This window comes from Paenibacillus sp. FSL M8-0212 (genome assembly GCF_038004645.1).
In the GTDB taxonomy this organism is placed as follows: Bacteria; Bacillota; Bacilli; order Paenibacillales; family Paenibacillaceae; genus Paenibacillus.
In genome coordinates this window covers 2,470,359-2,489,677 of record NZ_JBBORP010000001.1, presented here as the reverse complement: position 1 = coordinate 2,489,677, position 19,319 = coordinate 2,470,359, and the positions used below count along the sequence as shown (strand labels likewise).

Genomic DNA, 19,319 nt, shown 5'->3' with positions numbered 1-19,319 from the left:
GATTCATCACGTAATCTAAGAAGCAAGTGGTTATGTGTTGTAAGGCCCTTCGTCTGAAGCACGCGTATTGCTACGTGCAGTACACCAAGTTTCTGATTGTTACGACCGATTGTTTCCTAACAAACAAATGCACCGCCGGATAAAGAGCCCTTCGGGGCTCTTTATTTTCGTTTTAGTCATTAATGATGCATCTGATATGGATACATGTTCAATACATATTCATTAAAACGTTATACAAAAAAAGACTTTCCTAATGGAAAGTCTTCTTATCGATCTTTTTATTAAGCTCAATGTGTATTGAGTAAGTTGCAATTGAAGTGGCGGAAAGGGTGGGATTCGAACCCACGCACGCTGTGACACGCCTAACTGATTTCGAGTCAGCCCCCTTGGGCCTCTTGGGTACCTTTCCGCAGCAATATTGATTATAGCATGATCATTTACAGAACGCAATACTCCTACGGAGCCTACATGTAAACGTTATTACGCGTACTGCATACCGAATTATTGCAAGATCAGGATTCAGTGGAATCTTCGGCTGAACGCAATACCTTCTTCATGTTTTTCTCAAATTTCGCTCTTGGAATCAACACGCTATGTTTACATCCGACACACTTGATCCGAATATCCATACCCATACGAATGATCTCCATCTCATTGCTGCCACAGGGATGCTGCTTCTTCATCTGCACGATATCCCCAAGCTGGAAACTTTTACGCTCCACCTGTGCCATCCCCCTCATCTTTCTCCAAAGCTACTGCCTGTTCCAATGCTGCTTGATGACTCATCTCATGATACTCCAGCGTTTTCTTCACATCGCCCTGAATCTGACGTTCCACAGACGCACGAGAGTTAGGCATACATTCGGCTACAATTCGCACCACATACTCTGACGTAGACATCGACTGTATACCGAGTACATCCGGTACCTTCACAATATTTAGATCACGCTCTTCAATCCCAACCAAAGACTTCTTCACCAGGTGTACAGACTCATCGAGACTCAAGTCCGCCTTCATCGGAATATCCACTACAGCTAGCGAATTTGACATGGAGTAGTTCGTTACACTTGCAATCGCCCCGTTCGGGATAATGTGCACCTCGCCTTGCCAGCTGACCAGTTTGGTAGTTCTAAGTCCGATCACCTCAACCGTTCCCTTGTAGGTTCCCGTCTGAATAACATCCCCCACAGCGAATTGATCCTCCAATATAATGAAGAAACCCGTAATAACATCCTTGACCAAACCCTGTGCACCGAAACCAATGGCAAGCCCGAGCACACCGGCACTCGCGAGTAGCGGCCCAACTTGGATATTGATCTCAGATAACAGTAGCAGAATCATAATAAAATTACATGTTATGGAGGTCGCATTTTTCAACAGTTCCCCTACGGTTACGAATCTGCGCGGATTCACGCGAATCTTGCCTTCCTGCTTGCGTTCCATGGAACGATCTATAATCCGATATACCACCTTAATGACAATACGGGTGATGATAAAAATAATGATAATCCGAATTGAGCTGAACATAATGTTAAGCCACATATCAGGATCTGCAATTTTGTTCCAGACTTTATCCGTCCAACGAAGGGCTTCACCGACGGCGGTTGCGGTACCATTAGCTATATTCCCTTGAGCAAATTGAAATGGCAACATCCATCATCTCTCCTCTACATCGGTATGTTATCATAGCTGTCTTCTGTTTTGAAATAGAGGCCTCGGATCTCTACGAACTCGTTACGAATGATCTTCTGCACTCGCTCCAGATCCTCCTTTGGAAACTGGATACATAACGCACAACCTGCTGTAATTTCTTTTGGCGTAGGGAACAAATCAATTTCTATCTCAGCAAACTCCAGCAGCATTTCAGCACGCAGTGCCTGCTGGGTTGAATCAAATGCAATCAGCATCCAATCGTTAATCCATTCGTCCATGTTCGTCTCCTTTCGCCATAAGTCCCACCCTGGAGAAAAAGCTTGTCCTCGTGAAGTATAAAACGCTCTACCTTTCCATATACTGTTACTACTATTCCAAGGGAAAGGATAGATCCTATGAATCCTACTTCGCGTTCCTTTTCATCACAAGACATGACCAGTTTGAAAATCCCCCATACCGATCCAGGTATTCACTCGGCCATTACCCATCGTTTAATGTTCCATCTCTATAAAGCCCATTCTCTGCAAAATGTAGTGATTGTCTGCATCGGCACAGATCGCTCAACAGGCGACTGCCTTGGTCCTCTGGTCGGATCAGCCCTTTCCAAGTGGGACAGCCCTTTATTCCATCTATATGGTACCTTGGATGAACCAGTCCATGCGATGAACCTGCAAGATACACTACACAACATACAGAAAACACACCATAACCCTTACGTGATTGGCATTGATGCCTGTCTCGGACAATCATCCAGTGTGGGATGCATTCAAGTTGTAAATGGTCCACTCAAGCCGGGTGCGGGGGTAAATAAAGAATTACCGCCGGTCGGCGATATCCATCTGACAGGTATCGTTAACGTCGGCGGCTTTATGGAATACTTTGTTCTACAGAACACACGGCTCAGTCTTGTTATGCGCATGTCCGAGATTATATCCAGCAGTCTGTACTCGGCCATTCGGGAATGGCATACACGTTCTACTCTGCTTGCTGTGCCAGAGTAATAGCTTCCTTTTCCTCTGGGGACAGAGTATACGTGGACTCTCCCCCTTTAAGAGGTTTGGCATATACGTAAGAACCGTCACGGTTATATATCCCCGTAAGGATCATGCCATCCTGGCTATCATTAATCATGGCCATTGAGAAGCTCAGATCACTGCCACGCTCTCCATAAGCATTGTATCTTTTCACGCCAACTTTACCTTGAATGCGGGTCAGCTTTTGCATGACAACTTGCAGCTGATTCGTTTGCAGTTTGTGTTCATCCTCAATGCTGTCCATCTGAATTTTCAGATTAATCAGCAACGATTCCAGGTCCTCTACTCCACTGCCAGCCATCATGGCTTCATATTTACGTTTAAACTTTCGTAACTTTGCCCCTTGAACAATACTCACAATCAGCAAGATCACCGTAAGTAATGCCATTCCGCCAATAATCCATAACAGCTGTTCCAGAATCAGCTCGTTTAATTCAGCCATGTAATTGCAACTACCCCTCTATATTTTTGATCAGATTAACGTCTGTCCTGTAATATTATCATTCATTATAAATCAACCCGATATCCATAAGCTTAATCAAGCAACCCAGTATCAAATGAGTTCATCATTTCAACTCTAATCTAGTCTGCCCCAGTCAATTCCAACACTGCCTTAACGAGTGCTTCCACATGTTCTCTAGTTGAATTGTAGCCCACACTGGCCCTTACTGCTCCGGTAGCAGTTGTACCAGCAGATTCGTGTGCAAGCGGTGTGCAATGAAAACCGGAGCGAACCGCAATCCCATAATTCCGATCCAATCGGAAGGCGAGTTGTGCCGAATCATACCCATCCACAGTAAAAGATACTAATCCGGTGCGTGGCTGTCCAATCTCTGGACCAAGCATTCGAATGCCTTTAACGGAGGACAGCCCATCCATTATATGTTGGGTCAGTTCCCACTCATGTTGGTAGATGACCGCTGGTGTCATCTCAAGTACATGTTTCACACCCGCATTCAGCCCTGCGATCCCGACAGTATTCGGCGTCCCCGCTTCATACCGATCAGGACGGACCTTTGGCTGCTCCAAAGCTTCTGACTGACTTCCTGTTCCTCCATGAAGTAAAGGCTCTATATCGAGCTCTGGAGCAATGTACAAGCCCCCTGTACCCTGAGGACCAAGCAGTCCTTTATGCCCTGGAAAAGCCAACATATCAATGCCCAATTGTTGTACATTCACAGGCATAACCCCAGCACTCTGAGCCGCATCTACCAATAAGATCGCCCGATGTTTACGACACAGGAGCGAAATTTCTCCAATAGGAAGAATACTGCCAAGCAGATTGGAACTATGTGTACATACCACCAATCTGGTATTCGAACGAAACATACGTTCCATTTGCATCAGATCAATGGCTCCCGCAGCATTAACAGGTACATAATCAATCTCTACATTTCGGAGTCTTCGCATGTACTCCAGTGGTCGTCTGACTGAGTTATGTTCAGCCATGGTGGCAATCACATGGTCGCCCTCTCTAAGCGAGCCTTGAATAGCTAGATTTAGCGCTTCTGTCGTATTTGATCCGAATGCAATATCATTCGCATTTTTGATTCCAAAAATATCGGATAAGGATTTTCTCGCCTCAAACAATACACGACTTGCCTGAACAGCCATGCGGTGACTTCCTCTGCCAGGATTGGCTCCGGCAATCTCCAATGCACTCAACACCGCATCACCGACAGCAGGTGGTTTGGGCCAAGATGTTGCTGCATGATCTAGATAGATAACTCCCTCCACCTCACAACCACCTCTGTCCCATAAATTAATAATTCGCCTGCACATATTGCACATATAACCCTATAAACAAAGAATGACATATCGTTTCTCCATGGTACAGAGGCGATATGTCATGACATGAGTAAGCCCCGCATGTTGTTAATGAATCATAGACCCGACTGTTATTGTAACAATTCCAATAGCCGTTCCAGATCCTGTTGACTGTAGTAGTTGAGCTCAATTTTACCTTTATCTTTATTGTGCTTAATTTTCACTGTTGTTTTGAAACGTTCACGTAGAGATTCTTCCAACGTATCAATGAATGGATCTTTCTTTTTCAACTTCGATTTGGCTTTAGCCTCACCTGTTTTGGAACGATCCAGTTGTTGAACTGCTTCCTCCAACTCACGTACACTCCATTGCTGATCAATGGTTTGTTTGGCAAGTTGCTTCACCATAACCTCGTCCTTCACACCCACGATCGCACGTGCATGTCCCATAGATAATGTTCCACGTGAAACATGGTCTTTTACTTCTTCGGGTAATGATAACAGACGCAAGAAGTTAGCAATGTGAGAACGTGATTTACCTACTTTTACAGACAACTCTTCCTGAGTCAACGCGAATTGATCCATTAACCCCTGATAAGCAACTGCAACTTCCATGGCGTTCAGATTCTCCCGTTGCAGGTTCTCGATCAACGCAATCTCCATTACCTGCTGATCACTGAAGTTACGGACTACAGCTGGTACCGTGGCATTACCACAATATTGCGAAGCTCTGAACCGTCGTTCTCCGGCGATAATCTCATAACCACGTAATACAGGACGAACAATAATGGGTTGTATGACACCATGCTGACGAATGGACTCAGCCAGTTCATGTATTGCGCCCTCATCAAATACTTTACGTGGTTGATAGGGGTTAGCCCGCAGTTGACTAATCGGGATTTCTACGACTTTATCATCGTCATTAATTGAAAGCGAAGGAATGAGGGCATCAAGACCTTTTCCAAGCCGCTTACTCATAAGAAATCACTTCCTTTGCGAGCTCTAAATACACTTCCGCCCCTCTTGAACGAGGGTCATACGTAATAATGGATTGACCATGAGATGGTGCTTCACTAAGCCGTACATTACGCGGAATAATTGTTTGATATACTTTTTGTTGAAAATACTTTTTCACTTCTTCAATAACCTGAATTCCCAGATTAGTCCGCGCATCAAACATCGTCAGCAATACCCCTTCAATCTGCAGGGATGTATTCAGGTGTTTCTGTACCAGACGAACCGTATTAAGCAACTGGCTTAATCCTTCAAGTGCATAATACTCACACTGAATCGGAATGATCACCGAATCGGAAGCAGTCAACGAATTGATCGTTAACATACCAAGAGATGGTGGACAATCGATCAGTATGTAATCATAGTTTTTTTTCACCATGGCGAGTGATTTTTTCAGGCGAACTTCCCGTGATATCGTGGACACCAATTCGATCTCGGCTCCGGCAAGCTGAATCGTTGCAGGTATGATATGAAGGCCTTCAATCTGAGTCTCCACAATCGCTTCTTGAGGAGGAACCTCATTAATAATGACATCATATATACAATTAGCCACATCTGCTTTATTGATTCCAACTCCGCTGGTTGTATTCCCCTGAGGGTCAATATCGACAAGCAATACTCTTTTCCCGAGTGAAGCCAGTCCTGCACCCAAGTTAACAGATGTCGTCGTTTTCCCCACACCGCCCTTTTGATTTGCTACGGCCATAATCTTAGACAATTACTTCACCTCAAATAAAATAGGAGTCTTTTCTTGTAGGTTGTGAGATATTGTTAACAAAAAGCAGGCGGCTATCGTCCACACAAACAACAACTACCGTTCCATCAATATACCGACCGTTCTTTAAAAATGTCAGACCTAGCTTGCTTTATAGACATAAAAAGCGGCCCATTGCCGCCATAAGCTTCAATTATTTGCGTTTTGGAATATGGATAACGATCTCATAATGATCCTCATGGTCTGCTTCTTTGGTTTTAATGTCCAGACCTGAGCCAGTTACCATATCAATGGATTGGCGAATCGTATTAAGTGCAAGTCTTACGTCCTTGGTAAAGGAAACACGTCTAGATTTTTTAATCTTGGAAGATTCCTTGTAGAAGGCAACACGTGCCTCTGTCTGTTTCACATTCAATTCTTTTTCGATAATCTCACCGAGCAACTTCATCTGCAGTTCTTCCGTATCGAGAGAAAGTAATGCTCTTGCATGCCGTTCAGAAATTTTGCGTTCCATCAATGCGGCCTTAATGCCTTCTGGGAGCTGCAACAACCGAATCTTGTTAGCGATGGTTGACTGGCTTTTGCCGAGTCGTTGTGCCAGACTTTCCTGTGTCAGTTGATGCAAGTCGATCAGCTTCTGATAAGCGACAGCTTCTTCAATTGAAGTCAATCCTTCACGTTGCAAGTTCTCAATCAGTGCAATGGATGCGGCCTGAGAATCGTTGAACTCACGTACAATAGCCGGAATCGTATCCAAACCCAGTTTTCGAACTGCACGCCAGCGACGTTCCCCGGCAATAATCTCATATGATCCATTTCGCACGCGAACGACAATAGGCTGAATTACGCCATGTGTTTTGATCGTCTGCAACAACTCATCAATTTTATCATCATCAAAAATAGTACGGGGTTGATATGGGCTGCTCACAATTTCATTGACCGGAATCTGTTTGATCTCATCTCCGTTATTGCGCTCCGCCAAACCAAACAACTTCGAAAATTGTTCTTTCATTCCGCAGATTACCACCTAGTTTCGTAATAGCTCCCACAGTCTTTGCAGGTGCTTCTTATTCAATAAGCGACCTTTCACATGCATCGTTCTTGGAATAAGTTTTGCCTTTCATAACGCTTTCTGTCATGCAACATCGAACGCATATCCATCTATCTATACATATAATCTATGATCGCTGTGACCCAGGATCGGATACTTCTATTCTATCATCTTTTCTATCATAATCCTATGCTTACCTATTCTTTAAACTCTGCTAATTTTCCTGCTTTTTCTTTGTGAATATTGGAAATATGACGACTTGTACACATTCAATTAATGAATTTGTTCATGAGCTACTGTGCATGAAATTCATCATTACAGGTTCTTTAAGAGATATGTAATACGGAGTATCCGCAATGTTGATCGAGTCCTCCATTTCAGAAAACAAAAAAAAGAGAATGTTTCACGTGAAACATCCTCTTTATCTATGTCTAAAATTCTATTTTGTTTTGACTGAATTCAAAACCATCACGTAACTATATCAGCGGAGTCTTCATTGGAGTACCTGGTCTGCGCGGATACTTATATGGTGTTTTATCAAATTTCTGAATCAGAATGATATGACGCTCTGATTCTTCAACCGGCAGCTGGAATGGATGAACGGCCTTAACCCGTCCTTTCAGCTGATTGAAGCTGAACTCCGCTTCCTTCATTTCTTCACGCGGGTCTCCGCCCTTCATCGCAGCGAATATTCCACTTTTACGAACAAACGGAAGACAGAATTCATTCAGCACAGCCAGCTTGGCTACTGCACGCGCCGTAACGAGATCGTAGCTGTCTCGATACCCTTCTTTGCGTCCAATCTCTTCAGCACGACCATGAACCAACTCGACATCTGTCAGCCCAAGAATATCTACCACATGCTGTAAAAAGCCAATCCGTTTATTTAATGAATCAATGATCGTAAGCTTAATATGCGGGAAACAGATCTTCAGTGGCAATCCCGGAAAACCGGCTCCTGATCCAATGTCAGCAAGCTTATTCACTTTGGTCATGTCAGTATAAAAAGCTAGTGATACCGAATCATAGAAATGTTTTGTATACACTTGCTCCCGATCCGTTATGCCCGTCAGATTCATCTTTTCATTCCAGGATACCAGCTCCTGATAATACAGTTCGAATTGCTCCAACTGGAGTTCGCCCAGTTCTAATCCATGTTTCTTTAAGCGCCGCTGCAGTTGCTGTTGAATATCGTCCATTATTGTCCCCTTGCTGCGGTTACACGGTTATAATGCTCCAGGTAGACCAGCAGAATGGAGATGTCGGCAGGAGTAACTCCAGCAATACGAGAGGCCTGACCAATCGAGATTGGACGAATCGTAGCGAGCTTCTGTTTGGCTTCCATAGCAAGACCATGAATCTCATCATATACGATGGTGTCCGGAATTTTCTTTTTCTCCATCTTTTGCAAACGTTCCACGTGGATCAATTGTTTCTCAATATAACCCGCATATTTAATTTGTATTTCCACTTGTTCTTTCATATCTGCTGTCAGTTCTACCTCAGATGGTGAGAGCTGTTCAATCAGTTCATACCCCAGCTCCGGGCGACGCAGCAAGGTAAGCAACGTACTGCCATCCTGAATAGGTGTAGATCCGTACTCTTCCAGCTTGGCATTCACTTCAACCGGGCGAGCTTTAGCCACTTTCAGACGTGCAACTTCCTGCTCGACTTTCGCCTTTTTATCCAGGAATTTCGCATAACGCTCTTCAGGGATCAGGCCAATGTCATGTCCGATTTCCGTCAAACGCATATCTGCATTATCATGGCGAAGCAACAGACGATATTCAGCGCGTGAAGTCAACAGACGATATGGCTCATTAGTACCCTTCGTTACCAGATCATCAATCAGCACACCAATATAACCTTGGGAGCGATCAAGCACAATCGGTTCTTTATCTTGTACTTTGCGTGCTGCATTAATACCAGCCATAACGCCTTGTCCAGCCGCTTCTTCGTAACCCGAAGTACCATTAATCTGACCTGCTGTGAACAGACCTGGCAGACGTTTGGTTTCAAGTGATGGCCACAATTGTGTAGGCACCATCGCATCGTATTCAATCGCATAACCGTTACGCATCATTTCCACTTTTTCCATACCCGGAATGGAGCGCAGAACCGCAAGTTGAACATCTTCTGGCAGACTTGTAGATAGTCCCTGTACATAATACTCGGATGTATTTTTGCCTTCCGGCTCCAGGAAAATCTGATGTTTCGGTTTGTCACTAAACCGGACAATTTTATCCTCAATGGATGGACAATAACGCGGTCCAGTCCCTTCAATTACACCCGAAAACATCGGTGCACGATGCAGATTATCATTAATAATCTGATGTGTTTCCACAGATGTATACGTCAACCAGCAAGGCAGCTGCTCATTATCGGAAGATTCTGTTTCATAGGAAAAGAACTTCGGCTCATCGTCGCCAGGCTGAATTTCGGTTTTGCTAAAATCAATCGTATCCTTGTGCACACGTGGCGGTGTACCTGTTTTGAAACGAACCAGATCAAAGCCCAGTTCACGCAGATGCTCTGACAATTTAAGAGATGGTTGTTGATTGTTCGGTCCACTCTCATACATCAACTCACCCATGATCACTTTGCCGCGCAAGTATGTGCCTGTTGTCAGTACAACCGCTTTGGCCCGATACTCTGTTCCGGTCTGAGTCACAACGCCTACACATTTTCCGTCTTCAACGATCAGTCGATCTACCATACCCTGACGCATTGTCAGATTACGTTCATTCTCCATCGTTTCCTTCATTTTATGCTGGTAGGAGAATTTATCTGCTTGAGCACGAAGCGCGTGAACAGCAGGTCCTTTACCTGTATTAAGCATCCGCATCTGAATAAAGGTTTTATCGATATTCCGTCCCATTTCTCCACCAAGTGCATCAATCTCACGAACAACGTGTCCTTTGGCCGGTCCCCCAATAGATGGGTTACAAGGCATAAAGGCCACCATATCCAGATTGATCGTAATCATTAGTGTTTTGGACCCCATACGAGCTGCAGCCAGCGCGGATTCCACACCAGCATGTCCTGCACCAACGACGATTACATCATAACTGCCGCCATCAAAAGCCATTCCCGTTTACCTCCTTATTCCGCTGCATTTGGTGTAACTCACACAGACGGATCATGTTCTACAATAATGAAACTACTTCTAACCGTTCATCGGAACTTGCATTCCTATCTATATGAAACCAACACGTAATGGCTACAACATCATTCCATCCTTTGACAACAGGCAGAAATTGTACCTTTCCATCATACACTACGATTCAAGCCAATCCGCAGTATATTTTTTTTACTTTCCTAGACAGAACTGGGAGAAAATCTGATCAATTAATGCATCATGTGCCGTATCTCCAACAATTTCGCCCAAATGCTCCCACGCCAAACGAACATCAATCTGAATCATATCGATCGGAATGAACTGCTCTGCTGCTTCATAGGCATCCACGAGGGACTGCTTCGCTTTTTTGAGCAAAGCAATATGACGCACATTGCTGACATAGGTCAGATCTGCGGACTCCAGTTTACCACTGAAGAATAGCGTAGAGATGGCATCTTCCAGTCGATCCACACCCAGATCATCTTTCACCGACATCGGTACAAGTCGTTCTTCCGGAATGTAACGAAGCAGCACGTCACGTTCTACCTGTGGCGTTAAGTCCATTTTATTCATAATGATTATCGATTGTCTACCGCGGATTTGTTCCAATAATTCAATCTCATCGGGATGAAGTGGCTCCGCAGCATTCACAACCATTAAGATCAGATCGGCTTCACTTACCGCAGAACGAGAGCGTTCTACCCCAATCTTCTCTACAACGTCCATCGTTTCCCGGATTCCTGCCGTATCCAGCAATTTCAGCGGGATATTATTGATCGTAATGAACTCTTCAATTACATCACGAGTTGTTCCTGGAATGTCCGTGACGATAGCTCGATTGTCTTGCGCAAGTGTATTCATCAATGAGGATTTACCCACGTTAGGTCGTCCAACGATTGCCGTCGTGATACCTTCTCGCAGGATCTTTCCTTGTTCTGCTGTAGTCAGCAATTTATCAATTTCAGTCATAACCTGACTGGACTTTTCTTTGATAAAATCAGACGTTAACGACTCCACATCATGCTCTGGATAATCGATATTTACTTCAATATGAGCCAGTGTTTCCACCAGTGTATATCGTAGATCACGCAGTTTGGAGGACAGCTTGCCTTCAACCTGTTTTAATGCAACCGAGAAAGCTCGGTCCGATTTGGAACGAATAAGATCCATGACACCTTCCGCCTGAGACAGGTCAATCCGCCCATTAAGGAAAGCACGCTTCGTGAACTCACCAGGTTCAGCCAGACGAATATCAAGCTGTAACAGCAGGTCCATGACCCGTTTTACGGATACTACACCGCCGTGCGCACTGATCTCCACCACATCTTCTGTTGTGAACGACCGAGGTGCTCGCATGACTGTTACCAGCACTTCCTCGATCTTCTCGCCGCTCGCCGGATCTATGATATGACCATAATGAACCGTATGGGATGCTGCCTGAGTTAAAGGGGTTTTGCTGCGAAAAATCTTTTCCGTCTCCGACACTGCATCCGGGCCGCTGACCCGGATCACGGCGATACCCGCCTCTCCAACAGCCGTTGATATCGCTGTGATCGTATCACTGATCATGGTTATCTCTCCTTGCTCTATTTTAAAATTGCCGCCCCTCAGGGGACGCCATATCCATTTTCAAATCTATTAATGATATAACATATGACATGCCAGTTATCGTATTAAGTTCACTCTTTACTTGTTCTACGCACCTTATCAAATTGCTTCTGTACGAAAAAAGCAATGGCTTCTGCACCGGGCAGGAAGCCATTGCGTCTTCAATTTCGTGTTATTTCGTCGTAATAACCACACGCCGATTAGGCTCCTCGCCCTTACTTAACGTCTTAATCTGCGGATGATTTTGCAGTTTTGCATGGATGACTTTCCGTTCGAGCGGAGGCATTGGTTCCAGTACAACTTCCTTACCAGTACGAATTGCTTGTCCAGCCAACCGTTCAGCCAGATCCTCCAGTGTCTTCCGCCGACGTTGACGGAAATTCTCCGCGTCGAGCACAATTCGAACGAAGCTTTCCGAATATCGGTTCGCTACAATGTTCGTTAGATACTGAAGCGCATCCAGCGTCTGTCCACGTCTGCCAATAATCATGCCCAGATCTTCGCCGGCAATATTGAAGATATGTCCATCCCGCTGTTTTTTGATATGCACTTCAACATCCAGTCCCATACCTGCTGCGACCTCTTTCAAGAAAGCAGCCGCTTCTTCATAGGGATTTTTAGCTGCAACATCCTTAAGTAATGCATCTACTTCAGGTTTGTATGCAGCTGGCTTGATCGGCTGTGGAACAACTTCCGGTGCAGGCAATAATTTCACTTCAACTTTGGCCGCCCTCACCCCGAACAAACCCAGGAATCCTTTTGACGGCTGCTCTAACACTTGTATCTCGACCTTGTCCCGACTTACGCCAAGCTCGGTCAATCCTTGGTTTACAGCATCTTCAACGGTTTTTCCTGACGTAATGACTTTGGTCATTTCGATTTTTTGGCCCCTTTCGACCCTTTTCCAGAGACGGTCGCTTTGCCACCGTTTTTGCGTTTAGCTCCATTTTTGGAAGAGCTATTCTGCTTCACGTTGACCTCAGCCACGATTTTATCATTATTCCGGTAAAGGAAATAGTTTTGCACGATCGTGTAGATGTTACTGTAGAACCAGTACAGCGGAAGTGCTGACGGGAACTGATAGGACATCACGAAGATCAAGATAGGGTATACCCACAACATGAACTGCATTGGTCCCACTTGCTGTGCAGGGTTCATACGCATCATCATCCATGTTTGAATGAATGTAGTAATGGCAGCCAGCACTGGCAAAATAAACAGGTGATCCGGTTCCCCGAGCTGAAGCCACAAGAAATCATGTGTTCTCAGACTGGAGTTTCCGTAAATTGAGTTATAAAGTGCGATGTAAATCGGCATCTGAATGATAAGCGGCAGACAACCCGCCATCGGATTAACTTTATTCTCCTGAAACAACTTCATTGTTTCTTGCTGAACTTTCTCAGGTGTATCTTTAAACTTGGCTTGAATCTCTTTCAGCTGCGGCTGAATCGCCTGCATAGCTTTGGAGCTACGGACTTGTTTCATTGTTAATGGTAAAATCAATGTCCGCACAATAAGCACCATCACGAGGACGGCCAGTCCATATTCACCGTTAAACCAGTTGGCGAATGTATCCAGCGCCAGTGAGAACCAGTACACAACATTGCTTTGCCAGAATGAGCCACTATTCTTCAGATCTTCCGTAGTAACCCCGGCTCCTTGTGGAGTACATCCGGCGAGTACAGTGACCATTGCAATGACTGCAATGAGGAGAATCCACTTCCCCTTTGATGTCTTCAATCGCGACACTTCATAACCCCTCTCTTAACCATTCCATTCCACCGTAAATCATACCATAATTAGGAGGACAAATAAACCGAAGCTTACCGCTTGCTCGACTTCAAAAGAGAGCCCTTTCGCATCGCATGTAGCAGGCTTTTTTCCATTTCCTTGTAGGGCATGTCCAGTGCACCTTTTCTGACGATAAAAATCAGATCCATCTGCGTGACGATCTCATGCTCATGATGACGAACAATTTCCTTGATCATGCGTCTCATCCGGTTGCGTACGACAGCGTTTCCGATTTTCTTGCTGCATGATACGCCGACCCGAAATTGTTCCGTATCTTTACGGCGACAGCCATACACCACGAATTGATGATTGGCAAACGATTTCCCATACCGGTATACGCGGCTAAAGTCCGCCCGGTTTCGTAGACGCAGTCTTTTATACACGGCGCTTCTCCTTGCTGTTCTCCACCATTGTTATTGACGGAGGCCTCATTACTGATTTAGTATAGGCTTTCTTGAATGACGGTAAACCGTCTTGGCGACAACTTCATTTGGGATGACTGTTTATCAGCTACTTGAACTGATCAGCATTCATCCGGGATGACTGTTTATCAGCTACTTGAACTGATCAGCATTCATCCGGGATGATTGTTGATTGGCCATTTAACCAAGCAAACATTCATCATTATATAAGGTAAGTTTTCGAAAAATGGAAAACTCACTCAACATACTTCATATGTGTTCAGCACTTTTTCGCAGACCATTCAGACCTGATCTGTAGCAGCATCCAGTCTGATTTCAGCTAATTAAGAAAAAAAAGACCACCTCGGTGGTCTTCAATGCATTAAGCACTCAGGTTTTTACGGCCTTTAAGGCGACGTGCGGCCAAAATTTTACGGCCGTTGCTCGTGCTCATTCTTTTCCGGAAACCATGAACTTTTTTACGTTTGCTAACGTTCGGTTTGAATGTAGGTCTCAATGTATTGCACCTCCTCACAAGGAAATACTTATGTGATGAATCACTTTCATCTTCACAGAAAACACCTTTATATATTTAACCATGACCACCTGGAAAAGTCAACTGCAAGGCGCAAGGCTTCTCCCTCTTTTATATACACTCTTCATCCCACCCAAAGTAATGACCACAGTCCGTTCACTTCCATACCATGACCAAGCCCCGAAGAGAGTCCTAAAAGTTATCCCCAGACCCCGATCAGATCACACTATTTCAGCATTTATAGTTATCCACACCCTCCAATGCCCGCTATCTCCTTCATTACATCCTGTTTAAAGTTATTCACATGTGGATAATGATTATAGGCTATAAATATCGTCGAATTCTAATCAGGTTGTATCCGCTTCAATTAAGGTTTACAAGCTTTTGAGAAAGGTGTAGGATAAAAATCACATCTTGTATACAAGTATATGGATGAAGCTAATTTACTTATCCGCCTTGAGTAGTCCTTTGAAAAAAACATTAGCCGTTAGCTTGTAGCTACAGACTATGGATTGAACTGAACTGTCCAGTCCGCAAAATAGTTATGCTATGATCAGTAATGAACTGATTACTTATTAATAGGAGCGTTAGCCATATGTTATTTCCTTCTTCCTGGCTTCAAGGGGCTTCCCGTGGTGAAGCCATTGCCTGCGAATTAAGGCTGCGGATCATCAGTGGTACCCTTCGACCTGGAGAGATTTTGTCGGAAAATCGAATTGCGGCTGATTTTGACAGCAGTCGCTCACCTGTCCGTGAAGCCTTACGTACATTGTCCAATGAAGGACTTATTCGACTTGAACGTATGGGTGTCGTTGTCATTGGACTACGAATCAAGGATGTCGAAGAATTGTATGATGTACGTTTCCTAATTGAAAGTTTTGTGCAGCAGCGACTCGCAGGTGATGTTCCAGCGTCATTAATCACCCAGTTGCGTAACGTGATCGACAAAATGCAACTTGCTGGACGACATCAGGACGCTGTCGAATTCGCCTACCAGGATCTCGTTTTCCATGAAACGATTATTGAAGCCGCTCAGCATTCCCGTATCTCACATCTATGGAAGAGTATTCGATATGTTGTGATGACCGTTATGCTGCTCACGACGCGCAGAGTATTCGTTCAAGGCGAACAGAAAGTAAGCGCTGTAATTGAGAAACACCGTTTGCTCGTTGAAGCACTGGAGTCTGGTGACAAAATGCTCATTCAGGCTGGAGTCCGCACGTATTTCCAAGATTCCGGTAAAACCCTGCACGAAAGCTTTGATTCCTAAAAGGAGCAAGGCGTTTGCAATCATATCCGCTGTGAGTGATTGCGGTTCAACTTGTCGACAAGTATACAAAACGCGATTTTGTTTTCATTTTGGGCATGATAAAACTACATTTCTCGCCAACACCTCTTCTAATTAGTACCGGCACGAAAAAATTGTTGACGATAATCTCACTTGTAAGCGTTCTATATCAGAAATAAAGGAGCACATAACATCATGAGCACTCTTTTTGGACTATCCCACAACGCAACATTATTGGTTTGGACGTTAATTGCGATCGTTTTTCTGATCGTCTTGATTTCCAAGTATAAATGGAATCCCTTTATCACCCTGCTGTTGTCCGCATTAATGCTCGGTTTGCTTACAGGCATGAAACCTGCCGATGTGATCTCTTCCATTACCGGGGGACTTGGCGGCACACTTGGAACCATTGCAATTGTTATTGCTCTCGGTACGATGCTTGGTAAGATGATGGCCGAATCTGGCGGTGCCGAGCGCATTGCAACTACATTGGTTGATCGGTTCGGTGTGAAACGTGTGCACTGGGCCATGATGATTGTTGGATTTATCGTTGGTATTCCCGTTTTCTTCGAAGTCGGCGTGATTTTGATGATTCCCATCATTTTCACCGTTGCACGTAAAACCAATATGTCTCTGCTGCAGATTGGTATTCCCATTTTGGCCGGTTTATCGACTGTACACGGTTTGGTCCCACCCCACCCAGCGCCAATGATAGCGATCGAAGCCTACAGCGCGGATCTGGGTAAAACCATTTTGTACTCCCTTATTGTTGGTATTCCTACAGCGATTATTGCAGGTCCTTTGTTTGGTAAATTTATTGGCAAAAGAATACACACCGAACCGCCAGCTGAACTGGCTGAACAATTCGCAACCAAAACAAACAGCAACATGCCTGGGTTTGGTATCACCCTGTTTACCATATTGCTGCCGGTTATTCTGATGCTGATTGGTTCCATAGCCAGCATCATTGACCCAAATGCCACAAGCGGCTTCACCGTTTTCAGTGAATTTATCGGTCATGAGATCATTGCTCTGCTGATTTCAGTTGTATTTGCCCTCTTTTCACTCGGCTTTGCACGTGGATTCACCAAACACGATATTTCTCGCTTCACCAGTGAATGTCTGGCGCCTACGGCGACCATCATTCTCATTATTGGCGGAGGCGGTGCTTTCAAACAGGTATTGATCAATAGTGGTGTGGGCAACGCCATTGCGGATGTCGCTACTCATGCCAACATCAACGTGATCCTGTTTGCCTGGCTGGTCGCTGCGCTCATTCGTGTAGCTACCGGTTCAGCAACCGTAGCTATGACAACTGCTGCCGGTATTGTCGCTCCAGTGCTTGCACTCACACCAGGTACCAATATTGAGCTGGTTGTACTCGCCACAGGTGCAGGGTCACTCATCTTGTCCCATGTGAACGATGCAGGATTCTGGATGATCAAAGAATTCTTTAATATGAGCGTTTCCCAGACATTGAAAACGTGGACCGTTATGGAAACACTATTATCCGTGGTCGGACTGATCTTTATATTGCTGCTAAGTACAGTGGTATAAATGGAGTCTCTATAGTATAAAAAAATTAAATCTCATCGCTTTCTGAAGAAAGAAGGATTAAATATATGAACAACTACATGATTGGGATCGATATTGGTACAACCAGTACCAAATCCGTGTTATTTACCGAGCAAGGGTCCGTCATCAGTACTTCAACACAGGAATACCCTTTGTATACCCCTGCACCCGATGTAGCCGAGCAGGACCCCGAAGAGATTGTACAGGCGGCCCTCCGCTCTGTCCGAGGAGTTATGGAGCAGAGCGGCGTTGCTGCCGAGCAGATCCTGTTTGTATCCTGCAGCTCGGCTATGCATAGTGTCATTGCCATGGGACAGGATAACAAACCCTTAACCCGTTGCATCACCTGGGCGGATAATCGAAGTGCAGCTTGGTCTGCCCAGCTGCAAGAGAATGGTCTGGGCCATCGCATCTATCTGCGCACGGGTACACCGATCCATCCCATGTCACCGCTGACCAAATTAATGTGGCTGCGCCACGATGAACCTGAACTTTTTGAGCGCACAGCCAAATTCATTTCGATTAAAGAATATCTATTCTTCCGTCTATTCGGACAATATGTCGTCGACCATTCCATCGCTTCCTGCACGGGCTTGCTCAATCTGGAACAACTGGACTGGGACGCAGAAGCCCTTGAGATTGCAGGTATTACACCCGACCATCTCTCGAAGCTCGTACCTACAACACATATATTAGAAGGAATGAATCACGAATCGGCTGAAAAAATGGCTCTCTCCCCCTCTACGCCCTTTGTTATTGGCGCAAGTGACGGGGTTTTGTCCAATCTCGGCGTGAACGCTATTGAACCTGGTGTTGTCGCAGCAACCATCGGAACCAGTGGTGCTATTCGCACTGTCGTGGACCGTCCGGTTACCGACCCCAAAGGTCGGACCTTCTGTTACGCCCTCACAGAGAATCTTTGGGTCATTGGCGGACCTGTGAATAACGGTGGCATGTTATTTCGCTGGGTGCGGGATGAATTTGCAGCGTCTGAAGTGGAGACAGCGAAGCGACTTGGCATCAATTCCTATGATGTTCTAACCAAAATTGCCGAACGTGTCCGCCCGGGATCGGAAGGGCTTCTGTTCCACCCGTACCTATCGGGCGAACGCGCCCCATTGTGGAATCCAGATGCCCGTGGCTCCTTTTTTGGCTTAACACTCCATCATCAGAAAGAGCATATGATCCGCGCTGTTCTGGAAGGGGTCATTTTCAACCTATACACGGTACTGCTCGCCATGGAAGAACAGATTGGGCAACCTACCTCCATTCAAGCCACAGGTGGGTTTGCACGCTCTCCTCTCTGGCGCCAGATGATGTCTGATATCTTCAATCAGGAAGTGGTTGTACCCGAGAGCTTCGAAAGTTCCTGTCTGGGTGCCGTCGTGCTTGGTTTGTACGCTACTGGGCGGATCAAATCGCTTCATGCCGTTTCTTCCATGGTGGGTACAACACATCGACATACCCCTGTCAAAGAGAATGCTGTACTTTACCAGGAGCTGCTGCCCATCTTTATTCGGATCTCTCGCAAACTGGAGGAGGAATACGCAGATATCGCTGAATTCCAGCGTAAGATGTCCCTTCCCCGTCTCTAAATCATCAATCCATACCTCGTTTCTGCACCAAAAAAAGAGGGTGTGCCCTAAAACCAAAAATCGGTTTTAGGGCACACCCTCTTTTGCTATAAATTCATAAAATGTCGTTTGGATTCATATCATACATTCATACACTTCTACCTCAATATTTGAGTTTCGGCTTAGCTCCTCATTC

19 protein-coding genes and 1 tRNA gene are annotated in these 19,319 nt (G+C 45.1%); 4 read left to right on the top strand and 16 right to left on the bottom strand.

All coding sequences use genetic code 11. From position 1 onward, the window contains the following. Positions 1 to 318: 318 nt before the first annotated feature. The 4 genes from MKX68_RS11135 to MKX68_RS11120 all read right to left on the bottom strand — a co-directional run bounded on the left by MKX68_RS11135 (position 319) and on the right by MKX68_RS11120 (position 1,931). Positions 319 to 409 (bottom strand) — tRNA-Ser (locus MKX68_RS11135). Between the two features lie 103 nt (positions 410 to 512). Next, positions 513 to 722 carry a DUF951 domain-containing protein gene (locus MKX68_RS11130; RefSeq protein WP_036611950.1) on the bottom strand — a complete coding sequence of 70 codons (210 nt, stop codon included), beginning with the start codon at positions 720 to 722 and terminating at the stop codon, positions 513 to 515. Continuing rightward, positions 712 to 1,653, bottom strand: coding sequence for a mechanosensitive ion channel family protein (locus MKX68_RS11125; RefSeq protein ID WP_445259501.1), 942 nt, complete (start codon positions 1,651 to 1,653; stop codon positions 712 to 714). Before MKX68_RS11125 ends, MKX68_RS11130 begins: the two co-directional genes overlap by 11 nt. A gap of 14 nt (positions 1,654 to 1,667) precedes the next feature. Beyond that, a complete protein-coding gene (locus MKX68_RS11120; protein WP_017691427.1) occupies positions 1,668 to 1,931 on the bottom strand; it encodes a DUF3343 domain-containing protein in 264 nt (87 codons plus the stop codon). A 117-nt stretch (positions 1,932 to 2,048) separates the two neighbouring features. Between MKX68_RS11120 and yyaC the strand changes: the two genes are divergently transcribed. Then, entirely contained in the window at positions 2,049 to 2,654 is a 606-nt protein-coding gene (gene yyaC, locus MKX68_RS11115; RefSeq protein WP_036611957.1) for a spore protease YyaC, read from the top strand. On the opposite strand, the gene MKX68_RS11110 is transcribed toward yyaC, so the two are convergent. From MKX68_RS11110 to rpmH, 12 genes are all read right to left on the bottom strand, one after another. After that, positions 2,629 to 3,129: a DUF4446 family protein gene (locus tag MKX68_RS11110; protein WP_036671879.1), complete on the bottom strand. Its 501-nt coding sequence runs from the start codon at positions 3,127 to 3,129 to the stop codon at positions 2,629 to 2,631. The two genes, yyaC and MKX68_RS11110, sit on opposite strands and share 26 nt — an antisense overlap. 140 nt (positions 3,130 to 3,269) lie before the next feature. Next, positions 3,270 to 4,424, bottom strand: coding sequence for an aminotransferase class V-fold PLP-dependent enzyme (locus MKX68_RS11105; protein WP_340911469.1), 1,155 nt, complete (start codon positions 4,422 to 4,424; stop codon positions 3,270 to 3,272). 161 nt (positions 4,425 to 4,585) lie between these two features. Next, positions 4,586 to 5,431, bottom strand: coding sequence for a ParB/RepB/Spo0J family partition protein (locus MKX68_RS11100; RefSeq protein ID WP_062836525.1), 846 nt, complete (start codon positions 5,429 to 5,431; stop codon positions 4,586 to 4,588). Then, positions 5,424 to 6,185: a ParA family protein gene (locus MKX68_RS11095; RefSeq protein WP_024629525.1), complete on the bottom strand. Its 762-nt coding sequence runs from the start codon at positions 6,183 to 6,185 to the stop codon at positions 5,424 to 5,426. Before MKX68_RS11095 ends, MKX68_RS11100 begins: the two co-directional genes overlap by 8 nt. A gap of 190 nt (positions 6,186 to 6,375) precedes the next feature. Next, positions 6,376 to 7,194: a nucleoid occlusion protein gene (noc, locus tag MKX68_RS11090; RefSeq protein ID WP_091012196.1), complete on the bottom strand. Its 819-nt coding sequence runs from the start codon at positions 7,192 to 7,194 to the stop codon at positions 6,376 to 6,378. Positions 7,195 to 7,709: 515 nt separating this feature from the next. Continuing rightward, positions 7,710 to 8,432, bottom strand: coding sequence for a 16S rRNA (guanine(527)-N(7))-methyltransferase RsmG (gene rsmG, locus MKX68_RS11085; protein WP_340911460.1), 723 nt, complete (start codon positions 8,430 to 8,432; stop codon positions 7,710 to 7,712). Beyond that, entirely contained in the window at positions 8,432 to 10,321 is a 1,890-nt protein-coding gene (mnmG, locus tag MKX68_RS11080) for a tRNA uridine-5-carboxymethylaminomethyl(34) synthesis enzyme MnmG (RefSeq protein ID WP_091035227.1), read from the bottom strand. Before mnmG ends, rsmG begins: the two co-directional genes overlap by 1 nt. Positions 10,322 to 10,543: 222 nt before the next feature. Continuing rightward, the gene (gene mnmE / locus MKX68_RS11075) at positions 10,544 to 11,920 is read right to left on the bottom strand and encodes a tRNA uridine-5-carboxymethylaminomethyl(34) synthesis GTPase MnmE (protein ID WP_315938907.1); all 1,377 of its coding nucleotides are present in this window, start codon (positions 11,918 to 11,920) and stop codon (positions 10,544 to 10,546) included. 211 nt (positions 11,921 to 12,131) lie between these two features. Continuing rightward, positions 12,132 to 12,833: an RNA-binding cell elongation regulator Jag/EloR gene (gene jag / locus MKX68_RS11070; protein WP_340911456.1), complete on the bottom strand. Its 702-nt coding sequence runs from the start codon at positions 12,831 to 12,833 to the stop codon at positions 12,132 to 12,134. Beyond that, a complete protein-coding gene (locus MKX68_RS11065; protein WP_338589664.1) occupies positions 12,830 to 13,708 on the bottom strand; it encodes a YidC/Oxa1 family membrane protein insertase in 879 nt (292 codons plus the stop codon). The genes jag and MKX68_RS11065 overlap by 4 nt, the downstream gene beginning before the upstream one ends. A gap of 74 nt (positions 13,709 to 13,782) precedes the next feature. Then, positions 13,783 to 14,133: a ribonuclease P protein component gene (rnpA, locus tag MKX68_RS11060; protein WP_036611981.1), complete on the bottom strand. Its 351-nt coding sequence runs from the start codon at positions 14,131 to 14,133 to the stop codon at positions 13,783 to 13,785. A gap of 400 nt (positions 14,134 to 14,533) precedes the next feature. After that, on the bottom strand, positions 14,534 to 14,668 hold the full coding sequence (gene rpmH / locus MKX68_RS11055; protein WP_017691413.1) for a 50S ribosomal protein L34: 135 nt from the start codon (positions 14,666 to 14,668) through the stop codon (positions 14,534 to 14,536). A 613-nt stretch (positions 14,669 to 15,281) separates the two neighbouring features. On the opposite strand from rpmH, the gene MKX68_RS11050 reads away from it, so the two are divergent. The 3 genes from MKX68_RS11050 to gntK all read left to right on the top strand — a co-directional run bounded on the left by MKX68_RS11050 (position 15,282) and on the right by gntK (position 19,144). Then, positions 15,282 to 15,956, top strand: coding sequence for a GntR family transcriptional regulator (locus MKX68_RS11050; protein WP_339238903.1), 675 nt, complete (start codon positions 15,282 to 15,284; stop codon positions 15,954 to 15,956). A gap of 213 nt (positions 15,957 to 16,169) precedes the next feature. Next, positions 16,170 to 17,531 carry a GntT/GntP/DsdX family permease gene (locus MKX68_RS11045; RefSeq protein WP_338589671.1) on the top strand — a complete coding sequence of 454 codons (1,362 nt, stop codon included), beginning with the start codon at positions 16,170 to 16,172 and terminating at the stop codon, positions 17,529 to 17,531. Between the two features lie 65 nt (positions 17,532 to 17,596). After that, positions 17,597 to 19,144, top strand: coding sequence for a gluconokinase (gene gntK, locus MKX68_RS11040; RefSeq protein ID WP_340911453.1), 1,548 nt, complete (start codon positions 17,597 to 17,599; stop codon positions 19,142 to 19,144). Positions 19,145 to 19,319: the final 175 nt, after the last annotated feature.